General features: G+C 55.8%; 16 protein-coding genes. 6 read left to right on the top strand and 10 right to left on the bottom strand.

Going from position 1 to position 15383, the window contains the following annotated elements; translation table 11 throughout:
• Positions 1–146: 146 nt before the first annotated feature.
• Complete coding sequence (locus SK47_RS10100; protein WP_003857206.1) at positions 147–557, bottom strand: rhodanese-like domain-containing protein; 411 nt, start codon at positions 555–557, stop codon at positions 147–149.
• Between the two features lie 73 nt (positions 558–630).
• Between SK47_RS10100 and ftrA the strand changes: the two genes are divergently transcribed.
• The gene (gene ftrA / locus SK47_RS10095) at positions 631–1629 is read left to right on the top strand and encodes a transcriptional regulator FtrA (protein ID WP_022651184.1); all 999 of its coding nucleotides are present in this window, start codon (positions 631–633) and stop codon (positions 1627–1629) included.
• 148 nt (positions 1630–1777) lie between these two features.
• On the opposite strand, the gene SK47_RS10090 is transcribed toward ftrA, so the two are convergent.
• Complete coding sequence (locus tag SK47_RS10090) at positions 1778–2140, bottom strand: hypothetical protein (protein WP_003857209.1); 363 nt, start codon at positions 2138–2140, stop codon at positions 1778–1780.
• A gap of 243 nt (positions 2141–2383) precedes the next feature.
• On the opposite strand from SK47_RS10090, the gene SK47_RS10085 reads away from it, so the two are divergent.
• Positions 2384–2617, top strand: coding sequence for a DUF2554 family protein (locus tag SK47_RS10085; protein ID WP_048244058.1), 234 nt, complete (start codon positions 2384–2386; stop codon positions 2615–2617).
• Here SK47_RS10085 and SK47_RS10080 read toward each other — a convergent pair.
• Together SK47_RS10080 and SK47_RS10075 are read right to left on the bottom strand one after the other, a co-directional pair.
• Positions 2614–4578 carry a peptidase U32 family protein gene (locus SK47_RS10080; protein ID WP_015570549.1) on the bottom strand — a complete coding sequence of 655 codons (1965 nt, stop codon included), beginning with the start codon at positions 4576–4578 and terminating at the stop codon, positions 2614–2616. The genes SK47_RS10085 and SK47_RS10080 overlap by 4 nt on opposite strands.
• Positions 4579–4658: 80 nt before the next feature.
• Positions 4659–5186, bottom strand: coding sequence for a helix-turn-helix domain-containing protein (locus SK47_RS10075; protein ID WP_015570550.1), 528 nt, complete (start codon positions 5184–5186; stop codon positions 4659–4661).
• Positions 5187–5278: 92 nt separating this feature from the next.
• On the opposite strand from SK47_RS10075, the gene SK47_RS10070 reads away from it, so the two are divergent.
• Positions 5279–6445 (top strand): benzoate/H(+) symporter BenE family transporter, encoded by a 1167-nt coding sequence (locus SK47_RS10070; RefSeq protein WP_048244056.1) that lies wholly within the window; start codon positions 5279–5281, stop codon positions 6443–6445.
• Here SK47_RS10070 and SK47_RS10065 read toward each other — a convergent pair.
• On the bottom strand, positions 6425–7297 hold the full coding sequence (locus SK47_RS10065; protein ID WP_003857218.1) for a helix-turn-helix domain-containing protein: 873 nt from the start codon (positions 7295–7297) through the stop codon (positions 6425–6427). The genes SK47_RS10070 and SK47_RS10065 overlap by 21 nt on opposite strands.
• Before the next feature lie 174 nt (positions 7298–7471).
• On the opposite strand from SK47_RS10065, the gene SK47_RS10060 reads away from it, so the two are divergent.
• Positions 7472–8368: a DMT family transporter gene (locus tag SK47_RS10060; RefSeq protein WP_003857219.1), complete on the top strand. Its 897-nt coding sequence runs from the start codon at positions 7472–7474 to the stop codon at positions 8366–8368.
• 34 nt (positions 8369–8402) lie between these two features.
• Here the strand turns inward: SK47_RS10060 and SK47_RS10055 are convergent, their stop codons facing one another.
• Both SK47_RS10055 and SK47_RS10050 read right to left on the bottom strand, forming a co-directional pair.
• Positions 8403–9077: a DUF3313 domain-containing protein gene (locus SK47_RS10055; protein ID WP_048244054.1), complete on the bottom strand. Its 675-nt coding sequence runs from the start codon at positions 9075–9077 to the stop codon at positions 8403–8405.
• Positions 9078–9210: 133 nt separating this feature from the next.
• Complete coding sequence (locus SK47_RS10050) at positions 9211–10806, bottom strand: ABC transporter substrate-binding protein (RefSeq protein WP_045896795.1); 1596 nt, start codon at positions 10804–10806, stop codon at positions 9211–9213.
• Positions 10807–10917: 111 nt separating this feature from the next.
• On the opposite strand from SK47_RS10050, the gene pepT reads away from it, so the two are divergent.
• The gene (pepT, locus tag SK47_RS10045) at positions 10918–12147 is read left to right on the top strand and encodes a peptidase T (RefSeq protein ID WP_022651180.1); all 1230 of its coding nucleotides are present in this window, start codon (positions 10918–10920) and stop codon (positions 12145–12147) included.
• Here the strand turns inward: pepT and tehB are convergent.
• Both tehB and tehA read right to left on the bottom strand, forming a co-directional pair.
• The gene (tehB, locus tag SK47_RS10040) at positions 12144–12737 is read right to left on the bottom strand and encodes a tellurite resistance methyltransferase TehB (RefSeq protein ID WP_003857227.1); all 594 of its coding nucleotides are present in this window, start codon (positions 12735–12737) and stop codon (positions 12144–12146) included. The two genes, pepT and tehB, sit on opposite strands and share 4 nt — an antisense overlap.
• Positions 12737–13732, bottom strand: a complete 996-nt coding sequence (gene tehA, locus SK47_RS10035) for a dicarboxylate transporter/tellurite-resistance protein TehA (RefSeq protein ID WP_023324635.1) — start codon at positions 13730–13732, stop codon at positions 12737–12739. The genes tehB and tehA overlap by 1 nt, the downstream gene beginning before the upstream one ends.
• Positions 13733–13853: 121 nt before the next feature.
• On the opposite strand from tehA, the gene ydcK reads away from it, so the two are divergent.
• Positions 13854–14834: a YdcK family protein gene (ydcK, locus tag SK47_RS10030; protein ID WP_048244052.1), complete on the top strand. Its 981-nt coding sequence runs from the start codon at positions 13854–13856 to the stop codon at positions 14832–14834.
• Here ydcK and rimL read toward each other — a convergent pair.
• On the bottom strand, positions 14829–15368 hold the full coding sequence (gene rimL, locus SK47_RS10025) for a 50S ribosomal protein L7/L12-serine acetyltransferase (protein WP_045346283.1): 540 nt from the start codon (positions 15366–15368) through the stop codon (positions 14829–14831). The two genes, ydcK and rimL, sit on opposite strands and share 6 nt — an antisense overlap.
• Between the last annotated feature and the right edge of the window lie 15 nt (positions 15369–15383).

The raw sequence follows: 15383 nt of genomic DNA, 5'->3' as shown, positions 1-15383 counted from the left end.
TCTGTCTGTCGGCGTTAATTGCCCACAGTGATAATTCATCTCTTGAACACTTAGACTTCTGGATGTCTAAACGTCCTAAAAAGATGTCATACCGGCTCGCCGCCGACAAACGAGAAAATTTCATCTGTGTTGAAATAAATTCATGTTCACAGGGCGGGTGATGAAGATCCTGCAAACGCGAACCGCTCATCTTCCCAGCCGGTCATGCCCCCGAGCATAATCTTAACCGGCAGACCCAGACGCGCCAGCTTCAGCGCCGCCCTGTCCGCCCCGTTGCAGTGCGGGCCTGCACAATAGACGACAAACAGCGTGCCCTCTGGCCACGCTGTCATCCGCTCGGCGGTGATCTGGCTCCAGGGTAAATGCAGCGCGCCGGGCAGATGCCGCCGGGCAAAATGTTCAGGCTTCCCGACAACGTGCAGCAGAACAAAGTCCTGCTCACCGCTGGATACCGCGTGATGGACATCGGCGCAGTCCGTCTCGACGCTCAGACGACGCAGAAAATGCCCCACGGCTTCCTGCGGCTCAGCAGCCGGAAATTCAGTAACATAGCTCATGAATCTTCCTCATTTGTGGTGTTTGTGTTAACACTACTCTATCCCTTAATTCAGCACATGAATGCGTCCGCCTATGCCAGAAAACAGCAAAAAGATGACAAACTTAAGACATCCCTCGCCGCGCGCGGTCGTGCTGGCATATGACGGTTTATGTACCTTTGAGTTTGGCGTGGCGGTAGAAATCTTTGGCTTGCCGCGCCCGGAGATGGGCGATGACTGGTATCAGTTCGCCGTGGCGAGCGTGGATGGCGGCGAGCTCCGGGCAACGGGCGGGATCCGTATTCTGGCCGACGGCGATCTGCGTCTGCTTGAAACGGCGGATCTGGTTGTTGTACCCGGCTGGCGAGGGCTGGATGAACCCGTACCCGAAGCGCTCTGCCAGGCGCTCCGCGCGGCGCATGCCCGCGGCTGCCAGCTACTCTCGATCTGTTCTGGCGTTTTCGTTCTGGCAGCCTCAGGCCTGCTTGACGGGCGGAAGGCAACCACCCACTGGCGCTACACGCAAGCTCTGAAAACACGCTTTCCCGCCATCACCGTGGTCGAAGATGTGCTCTACCAGGACGAAGGCGATATTCTCACTTCCGCCGGCAGCGCCGCGGGGATTGATCTGTGTCTGCACGTGGTGCGCCGGAATTACGGTATGGAGGCAGCAAACCGCGTGGCGCGTCGACTGGTGATCCCGCCCCATCGGGACGGCTCGCAAACCCAGCAACTTAGCCGACCGGTGGCTCAGTTGCGGGAGAGCCAGCGCCTGGGCCAGCTGTTCGATTATCTTCACCAGCATCTGGCCGTTTCCCATACCGTCGAATCGCTGGCCCTGCGGGTGGGTATGAGTCAACGCACCTTTCTGCGCCGTTTCCAGGACGCGACCGGGACAACGCCCGCGCGCTGGTTATTGACTGCGCGATTGCAGCGGGCAAAAGATTATCTCGAAAACAGTCGGCTCAGCATTGATAATATTGCGGAACAAACCGGATTTGGACAAAGCGCCACGCTGCGCCACCATTTCCGGCAGCAATTTGCGCTTTCGCCCGCGCAATATCGCAAACAATTTTTACAGCCGGTACGATAAACGGGCAAAAAAAAACCGCCATAATCTGGCGGTAAATGCTTGCATGGATAGATTTGTATTTTGGTATCTACGCTCCGGTATTCCCTACCGGGATGTGGATCACCAGCAATCTACCACTGTGAGCCTCAACGAAGCATAAACGAATCGATTAACCCGCTTTGGTATTAATTTGCAGATAACGCATCAGCCCCTGATCTGCACTCTGGCGGGCATCATCATTAATCGCTTCGAGATAAAACGCACGAGAGACCCCATACGGTGCCTGCTCGGGTGGGTAAACGGCGAACTGGAAGGTTTTGCCTCTCGCCTTATTGGTACAGCCCAGCTCCCAGCGATCTTCACTTACCTGGGTGCTATTACATTCGACACGTCCGTAATCGCTGGTTAAATACGATCCGACACGGCTTTTTGCTGACTGAATATATTCTGGTTCTTCATTTGAATAGATGCTGGCCGCAGCACCCACCGCAACCACTACGCCCAGAAGTGATAGCACGATTATTTTTTTCATTTATTCGATCCAATCCTTAGCCAGAAAAATCTTATTGTAAATGATTTCCCAATAAATCTAGTTGCTCTTTGCATACCAGAAATGGGAGTTTACAACGGCGATATTGCTTTTAAGAATAGTCTTAAGTGAGTTTTATTGCGACCACAATTTTTGACAGTCTATTTTCTCAAATTTAAACAGTCGAATAATTACTCTATGAAATTATCCCTACGATGACCGTAGCGTATTTTCAGGGGATAAAGGATGTTCAGAAAAGAATTTTCGCTACTGCTGGTGATTAGCGCCCTGTTCTCAGGGCAGATTATGGCGGAGCACAAAGGGCATGAATTTGTGTATGTGAAAAACGCCGACCATCACCTTCGTCATGAAGCTGACAGCGACGAGTTACGCAGCGCGGCTGAGGAGTCTGCGGAGGGGTTGCGCGAGCACCATGCCTGGCAGAAATCGCGCAAACCGGATACCCACTCTGCGGGTTAGCTGCCTTTACGCTTCGGCAGGGTCTTCATCAAATCGTCAGGGCTGACGGAGGCCACAATGCTTCCCGGAGGCGGCATTTTGAAGATGTGATTCTTCATCTTGCCGATAACGTGCATTTCACACGGACGGCAGTCAAACTTCAGCGTCAGCACTTCATCGCCATTCACCAGCTGCATCGGCGTCGCTTTCCAGCTTTTAATATTGCCTTTCGCCTGTTTCGGACAAAGGTTAAAGGCAAACCGCAGGCAGTGTTTGGTGATCATCACCGGCACATCGCCCTTCTCTTCATGCGCTTCATACGCGGCGTCAATCAGCTGCACGCCGTGACGATGGTAAAACGCACGCGCTTTGTGGTTGTAAACGTTCGCGAGGAACGAGAGATGCGTGTCCGGGTAGACCGGCGCAGGCACCGTTTCGGCCTTACGGCTGCCGCGCGGATAGTTTGCCAGCCGTGCTTCATCCAGCATCTCTGCCGTTTCACGGCGGAACTGGTTCAGCAGGCTGTTCGGCACGAACAGCGCGTCCGGCAGATTCACCTCAATATTGCGCGCGTAATAAATGGTCTGCCCCAGCTTCGCCACGCCATCCTTGAGGTTGCTAAGCGCTTTCTCCGCATTGTTCGCCACCTCGAACAGGCCGTCGAGCGTATGCGTCACGCTGATACCGTCTTCGCAGGTCATGGTCAGGATCAGCTGCTCTTCCCAGCCCCCCAGCGCGATATCCACCGCAATGCGGCGCTCGCTGGAGGTCTTGAGTAAGGCCTGCTGCCAGTTGTGATCCAGGTTACGGTTAAGCGCTGCATTAGGACGGGCTTTGTAGAGATCGGCAGGCATTTCGTTCGGCCAGACGCGATAGCGATTTTCGCCGGTTTTCTCCACCGTATTGGCGCGGAAACCCACTACTTCACGTTTGATCATCACGTTGAGACCATCGCCGTTCGCCAGCGGCTCTGTAACCTGAACGTCAAGATGATCTTTCGCCACTTTCAGCACTTCACCCACCGGTAAACCGATAAACTTCGGTGAATCGAACGCGCCAATATCCCCTTTACGGGCATTCACGAAATAGTCCGTGCTGCCGCGGTGGAAGGTCTTGTCCGTCGACGGAATAAAGAAATGCTCTGTACGACCGGCGGACGCGCGCGCCAGGTCACCGCGATCGTCGATGATGGCATCCAGCATCTGACGATAATGGGCGGTGATATTTTTCACGTAGCTCATGTCCTTGTAGCGCCCTTCAATTTTGAAGGAGCGTACACCGGCATCGATCAGCGCGCCGAGGTTGGCCGTCTGATCGTTATCTTTCATCGACAGCAGGTGTTTTTCGAATGCCACCACGCGGCCCTGATCGTCTTTCAGGGTATAAGGCAGACGGCAGGCCTGAGAGCAGTCGCCCCGGTTAGCGCTGCGCCCCGTCTGGGCGTGAGAGATATTACACTGCCCGGAATACGCCACACACAGCGCACCGTGGATAAAGAATTCAATGGTCGCGTCGGTCGCCTGGTGGATATCGCGGATCTGGTTCAGGTTCAGCTCGCGCGCCAGAACAATCTGCGTAAACCCGACGTCCGAAAGAAACTTCGCCTTCTCAACGGTGCGGATATCGCACTGGGTGCTGGCATGCAGCTCAATCGGCGGGATATCCAGTTCCAGAACGCCCATATCCTGAACGATCAGGGCGTCAACGCCGGTCTGGTAGAGATCGGTAATAAGACGCTGCGCGGGCTCAAGCTCATCATCATGAAGAATGGTGTTCAGGGTCACGAACACCTTCGCCCCGAAACGGTGGGCGAACGGGACCAGCTCGGCAATGTCGCGCAGGCTGTTGCTGGCGTTATGACGGGCACCGAAGCCAGGGCCGCCAATGTAGACGGCATCTGCTCCGTGAAGAATGGCTTCACGGGCAATGGCGGCGTCGCGGGCCGGGCTTAGCAGTTCAAGATGATGGGAGTGCAGGCGCATACTTCGTCGTTATCCGTTATGGTCAAAATGGCGGCTATTGTAGTCAGAAGTCTGTGCCAGTGAAACCGTTTTGCGACGCTTTAGCGGGGATAATGGATCAGAGAGTGAAAATGCACCGTCCGGGCGCTGCTGTTGCGGTACGCGTGCGGTTTATCGCCGGCAAAACGCACGCCGGAATCAGCGTATAGCGTGCGCCAGACACCGTCAATCTGCATGTCCAGCTCACCGCTTATCACCACCACATGCTCGATCACCCCGGCTTCGTGCGGCGTGGACTCACTCAGCGCGCCGGGCGACAGGGTGATGGAGAAATGGTCGAACTTAAGCTGTTCATCCCAGGGGAAAAGCGGTTTCACCACCATCGCCTGCTGCTGCGGATCGAACACCGCCTGCGGTTCGCTCTCTGGAGTGATAAACGCCGAAAAAGGTACGTTCAGCCCGGTGGCGATTTTCCACAAGGTAGAGACCGTCGGGCTGGACTCATTGCGTTCGATTTGCCCAAGCATCGCTTTCGACACGCCCGTCTCTTCCGCCAGTTTCGACAGGCTCCAGCCCCGCGCCTGACGCAGCGCTTTCAGTGTGGTTGCCAGGTGTTGAGTGATATCCATAGTTCCTCCCGTTGCGGCAAAGCATACCACTTGTACGCTATAGCGCACAGTGATACCTTATCCCGGACGTTATAACGCACAACGGAGTAGCCATGCGATCGACTGCCTCTCTCTTTCCTGCCGTGCTGGCCGGTTTTGTTGCCGTTCTGGTGGGCTATGCCAGTTCTGCCGCCATTATCTGGCAGGCGGCTGCGGCGGCTGGCGCCAGTACACAGCAAATTGCCGGATGGATGACCGCGCTGGGGCTCGGGATGGGGATCAGCACGCTGGCATTGTCGTGGTGGTATAAAGCCCCCGTGCTGACCGCCTGGTCGACACCCGGCGCGGCGCTGCTCGCCACCAGCCTGCAAGGCGTGACGCTGGCGGAAACCATCGGGGTATTTATATTCGCGAATGCGCTGATTCTGCTGTGCGGCGTCACCGGCCTGTTTGCCCGGCTGATGAAACTGATCCCGCACTCGCTTGCCGCCGCTATGCTGGCGGGCGTGCTGTTACAGTTTGGCCTGAAGGCATTCAGCAATCTTGAGGGACACATTTTTCTTTGCGGCAGTATGCTGGCCGCCTGGCTGGTGGCCAAAGCCGTAGCGCCCCGGTACGCCATTGTCGCCACGCTGCTGGTGGGCGTGTTCGTGGCATGGGCCGGAGGTGACGTTGTCACGGACAGGATGACGTTATCAGTCATCATGCCGGAATTCATTGCCCCTGCGTTCACCATCACCAGCCTGCTCAGCATCGGCTTACCCTTCTTCCTGGCGACCATGGCGTCGCAGAATGCGCCCGGCTTCGCCACCATGCAGGCATCGGGCTATCCGCTGGCGGTCTCACCGCTGATCGTTGCCACCGGCGGGCTGGCACTGCTGTTGTCCCCCTTCGGCGTCTATTCTATATGCATCGCCGCCATCACTGCCGCCATCTGCCAGAGCCCGGACGCCCATCCGGATGCCAGTAAACGCTGGCTGGCCGCGGCGGCGGCAGGCGGGTTTTATCTGCTGGCGGGGGTGTTCGGCGGGTCGATTTCCGGGCTGATGGCCGCCCTGCCGCTGAGCGGCATCCAGACGCTGGCCGGGCTGGCCCTGCTCGGCACTATCAGCGGGAGTTTGTATCAGGCACTGAACCATGAAGCAGAACGCGACGCGGCGATCGTTACCTTCCTGATGACCGCCAGCGGCGTCACGCTCCTGGGAATTGGCTCCGCCTTCTGGGGGCTGGTGCTGGGAGGGATCTGTTACGCCGTCTTCTCACGCCTTCGCCGCGCGTAGCTGTGACGGCGTAATGCCGGTCATGCTGCGAAAACGGTTACTGAAATGGCTGGCGGAGTTAAATCCGCAGGCCAGCGCGATGTCGGTGAGCGGCGTGGTCGTGTGCTGCACCATCGCTTTGGCCTTCTCCATGCGGCGCTGCATGACGTACTGATGCGGCGCCAGGCCCATCGACTGGCGGAACATCCGCGCAAAGTGATACTCACTGAGTGCGGCCTGGCCCGCCAGTTCCGCCAGCGTTAAGGGTTGCGCCAGGTTTTCCTCGATAAAGGCCAGCACGTTGCGCAGCACAAACGGCGATAACCCGCCGGTCACTACCGGCAGCTTCCACTGTACGCTGGAATAGTGCTGGACTAAATGCGTCAGCAATAAGGTCGACGCGGTGCTCAGGGTGAGCTGATTGGCGTTTTGCTGCCAGTCGCAGCCGAGCAAAAACTGGCGATAAAGGGCGGTGATTTTCGGATCGCTGCCGAATATTTTTTCCTCCAGCGTCAGCGATAGCGGTCGTTTATCCCAGATTTTCTCCCCCACGTCCCGCAGGTGTTCATCGGTGCAGTAGAGGTGCACGAACGACAGGTCGTCACGAATATCCCACGTGGATTCGCTCTCTTCCGGCATCAGACAAAAACGATCCGGCCCACCGCCATTTTTCCAGCCACCCGGCGTTTTTTGATAGCTTTCATAGCCATCTGCCACGTACAGGCTAAGGGTGTGATGGTTGCTTTTCACGGTGATCGTGTCGTGCTTGTTGTACCACGCCGCCAGTTGAATGCCAGTATTGAGCGCGACGGTTTCCCGCAGCACCGCATTTTGTTGGCGTAACGTTTCAAAGGTGTCGTAAACGAGAGACATGTCCGTAAACAGGTGATTAATCAGACTGTCAGTCTAAGAAGTGTTGCAGCCTGTTACCAGCCATCGTGCGAGAAAAAAGCGCAAGAATTTGCAAGTCCGGCGCAAGGCGATGAAAGCCGGGTCCCTCTTCTTTCGCCACACTGTTGTTTTTCGCGGTATGAGAAGAGAGACACCATGAACGCATTACTCTATGGGCTGGTTGTTGTTATCTGGGGCACGACCTGGATCGCCATTTTTTTACAACAGGGGCCGGTTGCAGCGCCGGTCTCCATTTTCTGGCGCTTCGCCGTGGCCAGCGCCACGATGATGATCGTCCTGGTCGCCCTTCGCCGCCTGCGCAGGCTGGCGCTGCGGGATCATCTCTACTGCATGCTACAGGGCTGCTGCGTTTTCTGTTTCAACTTCTGGTGCTTTTACACCGCCGCCGCCCATATCAATACCGGCCTTGAGTCGGTGATTTTCTCGATGGCCGTGCTGTATAACGCCATCAACAGCTTTATCTTCTTCGGCCAGCGTCCACCCGCACGCTTCTGGACGGCGGCAGCGCTGGGGCTTATCGGGATCATTACCCTGTTCTGGAACGATCTGCTCGCCAGCGGCTGGAGCGCGTCGTTGCTTACGGGCATCGGGCTTTCCGCCCTCGGCACCTACGGCTTCTCGCTGGGGAATATGATCAGCATGCGTCATCAGCGAAACGGGCTGGAAACCATGACCACCAACGCCTGGGCGATGCTGTATGGCACCGTCGTGATGGGACTTATCGCCCTCTTCAGAGGCGATAACTTTATGCCGGAATGGACGGTGAGCTATATGGGGGCGCTGCTCTATCTTGCGCTGTTTGGCTCGGTGATTGCCTTCGGCGCCTACTTTACGCTGGTAGGCCGCATTGGTCCCGGTAAAGCCGCCTACAGCACCCTGCTGTTCCCGCTGGTGGCGCTGTCGATTTCAACGGTGTACGAGGGTTACGTGTGGCATCTCAACGGGATCGTCGGCCTGTTGTTGATACTGGGCGGGAATATGGTGATGTTTACGAAGCCGGAAACCTGGTTCCGCCGCCTGCGGACGGCATAAAAAAACGGCCTGCGAAAATGCAGGCCTTTTTTTATTAATTTGCTGTCTGATGAACATCAAACATAGTGGCATCCGTTGCCATGTCATCCACAACCTGCTTCAGGGTGCCGAGGCCCATTGGCGTATTCTCGTTCGCCAGCTCTTTCCCTTCCCCCTTACGAACAACCTTAATCACCGGCTTGTTCGTAGCCGCGTCGATCAGCTCACCTTCGAAGAACAGGTGCGTATCCATGGTACGATGGCCCGTGGCCATTTGCGTACCCGCAACCAGCAGCGCGACAGGCACCACTTCATAGAACTGCAAACCTTCTTTGTCTGAGCTCACACCCGTGATGGCGCCGCGGAAGATCAGGCTATGTTTGCCCGGCGTCGTCACAATCGGCTTACGCTGGCCAATCGCGGTTTTCAGTTTGGTATTGGTATAATTCAACAGCTCATTAAGCGTTTTTTGCCCAAGCTGAGTGGTCGGTTTTGGCGTCGGATAATAGGTTATCGGCGTCCAGATAATGCTGTCATAATTCGCCTCATTATAAGAAGGATCAACCCAACGCAGGGTTGGCTTCCCGGTTGCAGATTTCATCTCCTGCAAGCCTGAGTAATCTTTTAAAAAGCCTGAATATTGATCGGGGGCTGCGACTTTTGACGCACAGCCTGAGAGGGCCAACAGACCAGAAAGCACTGCAACTTTAAAAAAAGTGTGAGTACGCATGATGGTATTCCATGTTATCTGCAAGTATGCACTTGAAGTTATAACAAAAAATGGGGCGATGTGTTGTGGCAAAAAATGACGAAGACAGCACAAATAGCGAAAAAACTGCCCGACCGAAACCGGGCAGTGAAAATTACTCTTTCAGGTCCACTTGCCAGAACAGGTGTTTGCCGAAGGGATCAATTTCATAGCCCGTGACCTCTTTACGGACTGGCTCAAAAATCGTTGAATGAGCAATCATTACCGCCGGCATTTGATCGTGCATCATCTGCTGCGCCTGCTTGTACAGCGCCACGCGTTTTTCGCGATCGGTTATCGATTTTGCTTCGGCAATCAGGTTATCAAACGGCTTATAACACCATTTCGCCGAATTCGACCCGCCGTTGGCGGACGTACAGGTAAACAGCGGGCCGAAGAAGTTATCTGGATCCCCCGTCGCCGTTGTCCAGCCCATCAGCGCAGCCTGATGCTCCCCGCCCTTCACGCGCTTCAGGTATTCGCCCCATTCGTAGGTCACGATTTTGGTCTGCACGCCAACTTTCGCCCAGTCCGCCTGGATCATCTCCGCCATACGCTTCGCGTTCGGGTTATACGGCCGTTGCACGGGCATGGCCCACAGATCGATGCTTACGCCGTTGGCAAACCCCGCCTCCTTTAACAGCGCTTTCGCTTTTTCTGGATCGTAATCGTAGTCTTTCAGCTCGCTGTCGGCACTCCAGACGCCAGGCGGCAGCAGGTTTTTTGCCGCCGTGCCGGTGCCGTGGAAGACCGCCTCAATGATGGCCGGTTTGTTAATCGCCATCGCCAGCGCCTGGCGCACTTTTACGTTATCCAGCGGCGGCTTTTGCGTGTTAAACGCCAGGAAACCGGTATTCAGACCGGCCTTGCTCATCAGGTTGATGTCTTTGTTAGCCTTCATACGCGGCAGGTCCGCCGGGTTCGGGAACGGCATCACCTGACACTCATTCTTATCGACTTTGGCAAAACGTACCGAGGCGTCCGGCGTGATGGTGAACACCAGACGATCCAGCTTCGATTTTCCCTGCCAGTAGTCAGGGAAAGCGGTAAAGAGGATGCGGGAATCCTTCTGATATTGCGACAGCTTAAACGGCCCGGTGCCAATCGGCTGCATATCGACCTTTTCTGGCGTGCCCGCTTTCAGCATGGCATCGGCGTACTCTGCCGACAGAATGGAGGCAAAGTACCACGCCAGGTCAGCGACAAACGGCGCTTCCGGATGCGCCAGGGTGAAGCGCACGGTGCGATCGTCAACTTTATCAATGGCGGTAATCAGGCTGCCGAACTCCAGACTTTCGAAGTTGGAATAACTGCCGTTGGAGACGTTATGGTAAGGATGATTCACATCCTTCTGGCGCATAAACGAGAAAATCACGTCGTCCGCGTTGAAATCGCGCGTCGGCGTGAACAGCTTATTACTGTGGAATTTCACCCCTTTGCGCAGGTGGAAGGTGTAGACCTTGCCATCCTCGCTTACCTCCCAGCTTTCCGCCAGGCTCGGCACCAGTTCGGTAGTGCCCGGTTTGAAATCGACCAGACGGTTATAAACCGGTACGGCGCTGGCGTCCACGCTGGTCCCCGACGTATAGAGCTGAGGATTGAAATTTTCCGGCGATCCTTCGGAGCAATACACCAGCGTTTTTGCCGCGACGGTGGAACTGACCGTCAGTGCAGCAAGCGCCAGCGTTATCATTGTGAATGTGCTTTTCATCATTTATTCCTGTCTTTTTAATTCGACGGCTAATTACTTCTTTTGCCATTTCATAAATAACATTAAAGTGATGGCGCAAACACATGAAAAATAAATACAGAAGGAAACACTATGGGCTCGGAACTCTCCAGACAATTAACCCAACGCTTTTTCCGCTATCTCGCCATCACCAGCCAGAGCGACCCGAAAGTCAAAACCCTGCCCTCCACCCCGGGCCAGCACGACATGGCGCGGGAGCTGGCGAAGGAGCTGGAAACGCTGGGGTTAGACGATATTGTGATTGATGAGTTCGCCACCGTTACCGCCGTGAAAAAAGGTAATGTTCCCGGCGCGCCGCGTATTGGTTTTATTACCCATATCGACACCGTCGACGTCGGTTTATCCCCGGATATTCATCCACAAATATTAACCTTTACGGGGGATGATCTCTGTCTGAATAAAGAGAAAGATATTTGGCTGCGCGTAAAAGAGCACCCGGAAATTCTGGCTTATCATGATGAGGAGATTATTTTCAGCGACGGAACCAGCGTATTAGGCGCAGATAATAAAGCGGCCGTCACCGTGGTCATGACGGTGCTGGAAAACCTCACCGCTGAGCACAACCATGGCGATATTGTGGTGGCGTTTGTGCCCGATGAAGAGATTGGCCTGTGCGGCGCGAAAGCGCTGGATTTAAAGCGCTTCGACGTCGATTTTGCCTGGACCATCGACTGCTGCGAGCTGGGCGAAATTGTTTACGAGAACTTTAACGCGGCGGCGGCTGAAATTCGCTTTACCGGCGTCACGGCGCACCCGATGTCCGCCAAAGGGGTGCTGGTCAATCCGCTGCTGATGGCAACGGATTTCATCAGCCATTTCGATCGCCGGCAAACCCCGGAATGCACCGAGGGGCGCGAAGGTTATATCTGGTTTAACGGCATCCAGGCCGGGCAAAACGAAGCGGTGCTGAAAGCCAACATTCGTGATTTTGACAAAGACGGTTTTGCCGCCCGCAAGCAGCAAATTGCCGATGTGGCGGCGCAAATAGCCGCGCAGCATCCCACGGCAAACGTGGAGTATCGCATTGAAGATACCTACAGCAATATCAGCAATGCGATTGGCGAAGACCGCCGCGCGATCGACCTGATGTTCGAGGCGATGGAGTCGCTCGGCATCACCCCAAAACCGATCCCCATGCGCGGTGGCACGGATGGGGCGGCCCTGTCAGCTAAAGGCCTGCTCACCCCGAACTTCTTCACCGGCGCCCATAACTTCCACTCGAAGTTTGAGTTTTTACCGCTGTCGTCGTTCGAGGCCTCCTGTCGCACTGCACTGCAACTCTGTCTGCTGGCCGCGCGTTAAGCGGGCTTGCGTGCGAGCATGGTGGCGAAGCGCAGCTTGATACGGTTCCCGTTGGCATCGGTACGGTGGAGTTCCCCCACCTCTTCGTTGTACTTGATCAGCTCCCAACCTTCGTAGTAGTTACTCAGTTCACCGGGTTTGAAGGCAAACGGGAAGCCGACGGTGCACGGATAATCCTCCGTATCCATGGCGGCAACGATCAGGTTATAGCCGCCTGGTTTAGTGCAACGCTGCATATTGGCGATAAGACCAGGGATGGTATTCGCTTCGAGGAACATCAACACGACGGTGGAAAGAATAAAGTCGTATTCGCCGTCAAAGGTCAGGTTGTTCAGATCCTTAATCGCCGTTTGCAGATTCGCGATCCCTTCCGCCGCCTTAATGCGCTCAATGTTATCGATGCTCATCGGGTTTTTATCCCACGCCGTCACGTCATGGCCATTGGCAGCGAGGTAGAGGCTGTTACGGCCATTTCCGCAACCGAGATCGAGCGTTTTTCCCGGCTTAACAATGTCCGCGCTGAGCAGCACCTCTGAGTGCGTGCGGGTCAGCCCATATTTCTCAGTAAAGTAGTTTTCATCGACAGTCATTATTTTTCCTCAGATTGCATAAGCAGTGCCTTATCAGCGCGCACCAGAAGTTTGCCCTGCATCAGCAAGATAAAAGTACGGACCAGCAGCATCGCGATGATGACGTTGGTGAAAATAAACAGGGGAACAGCGAGGGCATGAAAGAACCCTGACGGACTGCTCTGCCCAAGATGTAAACCGGTGGTCGCCAGCGCCGACACCCCGAACGAGAAGCTCCAGAACGACGCGTTGAACGGCTGCGACAGATACCACGGCATCAGACGCAGCATAAACAGGAGTTGCAACAGGCCATAGCCGAAAAGCATTTTGGCGAAGGTGTCCGCTTCGCCGCCGTTGACGCTAAACCAGGCGCTACAGGCCACCAGGGCAGGCGCAAGCTGGATCCCGAGCGAGGTACGAAGGGCAGCGGGCAGCTCGCCCGCGCTGCGCAGGCGTTGTAAAATGACCGGCTCCAGGCTCAGCCAGGAAAAGACCCCGGCACCAAGGAACACCAGCCCCGCGTCGTGGAAGCCTAGCGCACCGCAGGCCATCGCGCTGATAAAATTGTTCGCCACCGTCGGCAGATAGAGTCCCGGCGTCGTGGCTTCTTCCGGATGCTTGCCGCGCCACAGCCCGGCGCTTTGCCAGGCGGCATACGCAAGCTGGATCACCACGCCCACGCTAAACAACCCCAGCGCCACCGGGCGATACCACGGCACAAAGCCGATGGCCACCAGCAGCGTTGTGGCAGGAAACAGGCTGACAAAACTGCTCATTACCGGATGCCGCATCTCGGCCAACACGCTATGTGGAAACCGTACCGCACGGGTAAGAAACGCCACGCTCAGAAGGAACCAGATCGCCACCGCCAGCGCCACCAGGATCTCGCCCGGCCAGCGCGTCACCGGCCAGATGGTGCTGGCATAACGCCAGGCGAACCCCATACCTATGGTCCCGAGGACCATACCGAAATACCCGGCGGGCAAGTTAAGAACGCGTTGGTTTAGGTTATGCATTTTTTTTAAAGTTTAAAATGTATTTTAAATGCCATTTTAAGGGGTTTCCTGTGCGGACGCCAGCACTTCGAAAAACCAAAACTTTGCTACGTTTATTGAAAGGCTTTTCAGGGATAACACGATGACAAAATATCGGCTCAGCAATGAAACGCGTCTCTGGCGCTGGCAGGACGGATCAACACCGTGCACAACGCCTCTCAGACAAATTATTGCCGTGAAGGATTTTAACGATGTGACCAGCGGGACTAAAGGCGGTTGGGTTGAGGATGAACACGCGCTCGCCCAGGACGGGGATTGCTGGGTTTACGATGAAAACAGCGTGGTGTTTGCCGGGGCCAGGATATCCGGTAACGCCCGCCTCACCCAACCCTGCATCGTAAGCCACCGCGCACACGTTGGCGGCAACGGCTGGCTTGACGCGGCAGAGGTTAGTCACGGGGCGGTAATAAGTGACAACGTCACCATTCAGCACTCCACCGTACGCGGGGAATGTCGTATCGCCGGTGACGCGCGGGTGCTGCATAATAGCCTGGTGATTGCAGCCAAAGGGCTGACACCCGACCGTGAGCAGATCCTGCAAATTTATGACCGAGCCACGGTCAGCCAGTCGCGTATTGTGCATCAGGCGCAAATCTACGGCGATGCCATGGTGACCTGGGCCTTTGTTGAGCACCGTGCCGAGGTGTTCGATCGCGCCATTCTTGAGGGCAACGCGCTGAATAACGTCTGGGTGTGCGACTGCGCCAAAGTGTACGGCAACGCCCGTCTGCTGGCCGGTCTGGAGGATGATGCCATCCCGACCGTGCGGTACAGTTCACAGGTCGCGGAAAACGCCCTCGTTGAAGGCAACTGCGTCATCAAACACCACGTATTAATAGGCGGCGAGGCGTGGTTACGCGGCGGGCCAATCCTGATTGATGACAAAGTGGTTATTCAGGGGCGGGCGCGTATCAGCGGCGATGTCCTGATTGAGCATCAGGTGGAAATAACGGACGATGCGGTTATCGAGGCGCTGGAGGGTGAAAGCATTCACGTCCGGGGAGCCAAAGTGATCAACGGCGACACGCGGATCACCCGGACGCCGCTGCTGGGGGCGCTATAGCGGGAAGATTCTGGCGTACAGGTTCACATCATCGTAACGCCCGTTGAGCATTTCCGCTTTCCGCAAACAACCTTCCAGCGTGAAACCGTTGCGCTGCGCCACCCGGTTACTGCTCTGGTTATCCACGCGACACTTGATCACAAAGCGGCGGATCTCGCCGCGCTCAACGTAATAGCGCATAAACGCCTGGAGCGCCTGAGAAAGAATACCCTGCCCCTGATGCGCCTCGTCAAGCCAGTAGCCAATGTACCCGGTCTTATTCGCAGGCTCGATCGCGTTGAAGGACAGCACGCCCACCAGCTCGTCCTTCATGAAAATCAGGAACATTTTGGCGTAACCGCGCTGGTGCAGCATCTGATTGCTCTGCACGTTGCGGCGCGTGTCCTCTTCGCTGCCGACATGCTGCGCCCAGTCGAAGGCGGTTTGCAGCCAGGTTTTGTTTTTGATTACGAGGTTATGCAGATCGGTGGTATAGCGCTCTTCGACGGCGCGAAGCTCGATTTCCTGGTTAACGGGAATGATTTCTGAAGACATAGTGCCTCTTAATTG

The organism is Enterobacter sp. BWH52, from assembly GCF_001037565.1.
In the GTDB taxonomy this organism is placed as follows: domain Bacteria; phylum Pseudomonadota; class Gammaproteobacteria; order Enterobacterales; family Enterobacteriaceae; genus Enterobacter; species Enterobacter hormaechei_C.
This window is presented reverse-complemented; position numbering and strand designations above follow the sequence as displayed.

Excerpts from the sequence above, each read along its gene's own strand:
- SK47_RS10100 (WP_003857206.1), bottom strand. The coding sequence starts at position 557 with ATGAGCTATGTTACTGAATTTCCGGCTGCTGAGCCGCAGGAAGCCGTG.
- ftrA (WP_022651184.1), top strand. The coding sequence starts at position 631 with ATGCCAGAAAACAGCAAAAAGATGACAAACTTAAGACATCCCTCGCCG.
- SK47_RS10090 (WP_003857209.1), bottom strand. The coding sequence starts at position 2,140 with ATGAAAAAAATAATCGTGCTATCACTTCTGGGCGTAGTGGTTGCGGTG.
- SK47_RS10085 (WP_048244058.1), top strand. The coding sequence starts at position 2,384 with ATGTTCAGAAAAGAATTTTCGCTACTGCTGGTGATTAGCGCCCTGTTC.
- SK47_RS10080 (WP_015570549.1), bottom strand. The coding sequence starts at position 4,578 with ATGCGCCTGCACTCCCATCATCTTGAACTGCTAAGCCCGGCCCGCGAC.
- SK47_RS10075 (WP_015570550.1), bottom strand. The coding sequence starts at position 5,186 with ATGGATATCACTCAACACCTGGCAACCACACTGAAAGCGCTGCGTCAG.
- SK47_RS10070 (WP_048244056.1), top strand. The coding sequence starts at position 5,279 with ATGCGATCGACTGCCTCTCTCTTTCCTGCCGTGCTGGCCGGTTTTGTT.
- SK47_RS10065 (WP_003857218.1), bottom strand. The coding sequence starts at position 7,297 with ATGTCTCTCGTTTACGACACCTTTGAAACGTTACGCCAACAAAATGCG.
- SK47_RS10060 (WP_003857219.1), top strand. The coding sequence starts at position 7,472 with ATGAACGCATTACTCTATGGGCTGGTTGTTGTTATCTGGGGCACGACC.
- SK47_RS10055 (WP_048244054.1), bottom strand. The coding sequence starts at position 9,077 with ATGCGTACTCACACTTTTTTTAAAGTTGCAGTGCTTTCTGGTCTGTTG.
- SK47_RS10050 (WP_045896795.1), bottom strand. The coding sequence starts at position 10,806 with ATGAAAAGCACATTCACAATGATAACGCTGGCGCTTGCTGCACTGACG.
- pepT (WP_022651180.1), top strand. The coding sequence starts at position 10,918 with ATGGGCTCGGAACTCTCCAGACAATTAACCCAACGCTTTTTCCGCTAT.
- tehB (WP_003857227.1), bottom strand. The coding sequence starts at position 12,737 with ATGACTGTCGATGAAAACTACTTTACTGAGAAATATGGGCTGACCCGC.
- tehA (WP_023324635.1), bottom strand. The coding sequence starts at position 13,732 with ATGCATAACCTAAACCAACGCGTTCTTAACTTGCCCGCCGGGTATTTC.
- ydcK (WP_048244052.1), top strand. The coding sequence starts at position 13,854 with ATGACAAAATATCGGCTCAGCAATGAAACGCGTCTCTGGCGCTGGCAG.
- rimL (WP_045346283.1), bottom strand. The coding sequence starts at position 15,368 with ATGTCTTCAGAAATCATTCCCGTTAACCAGGAAATCGAGCTTCGCGCC.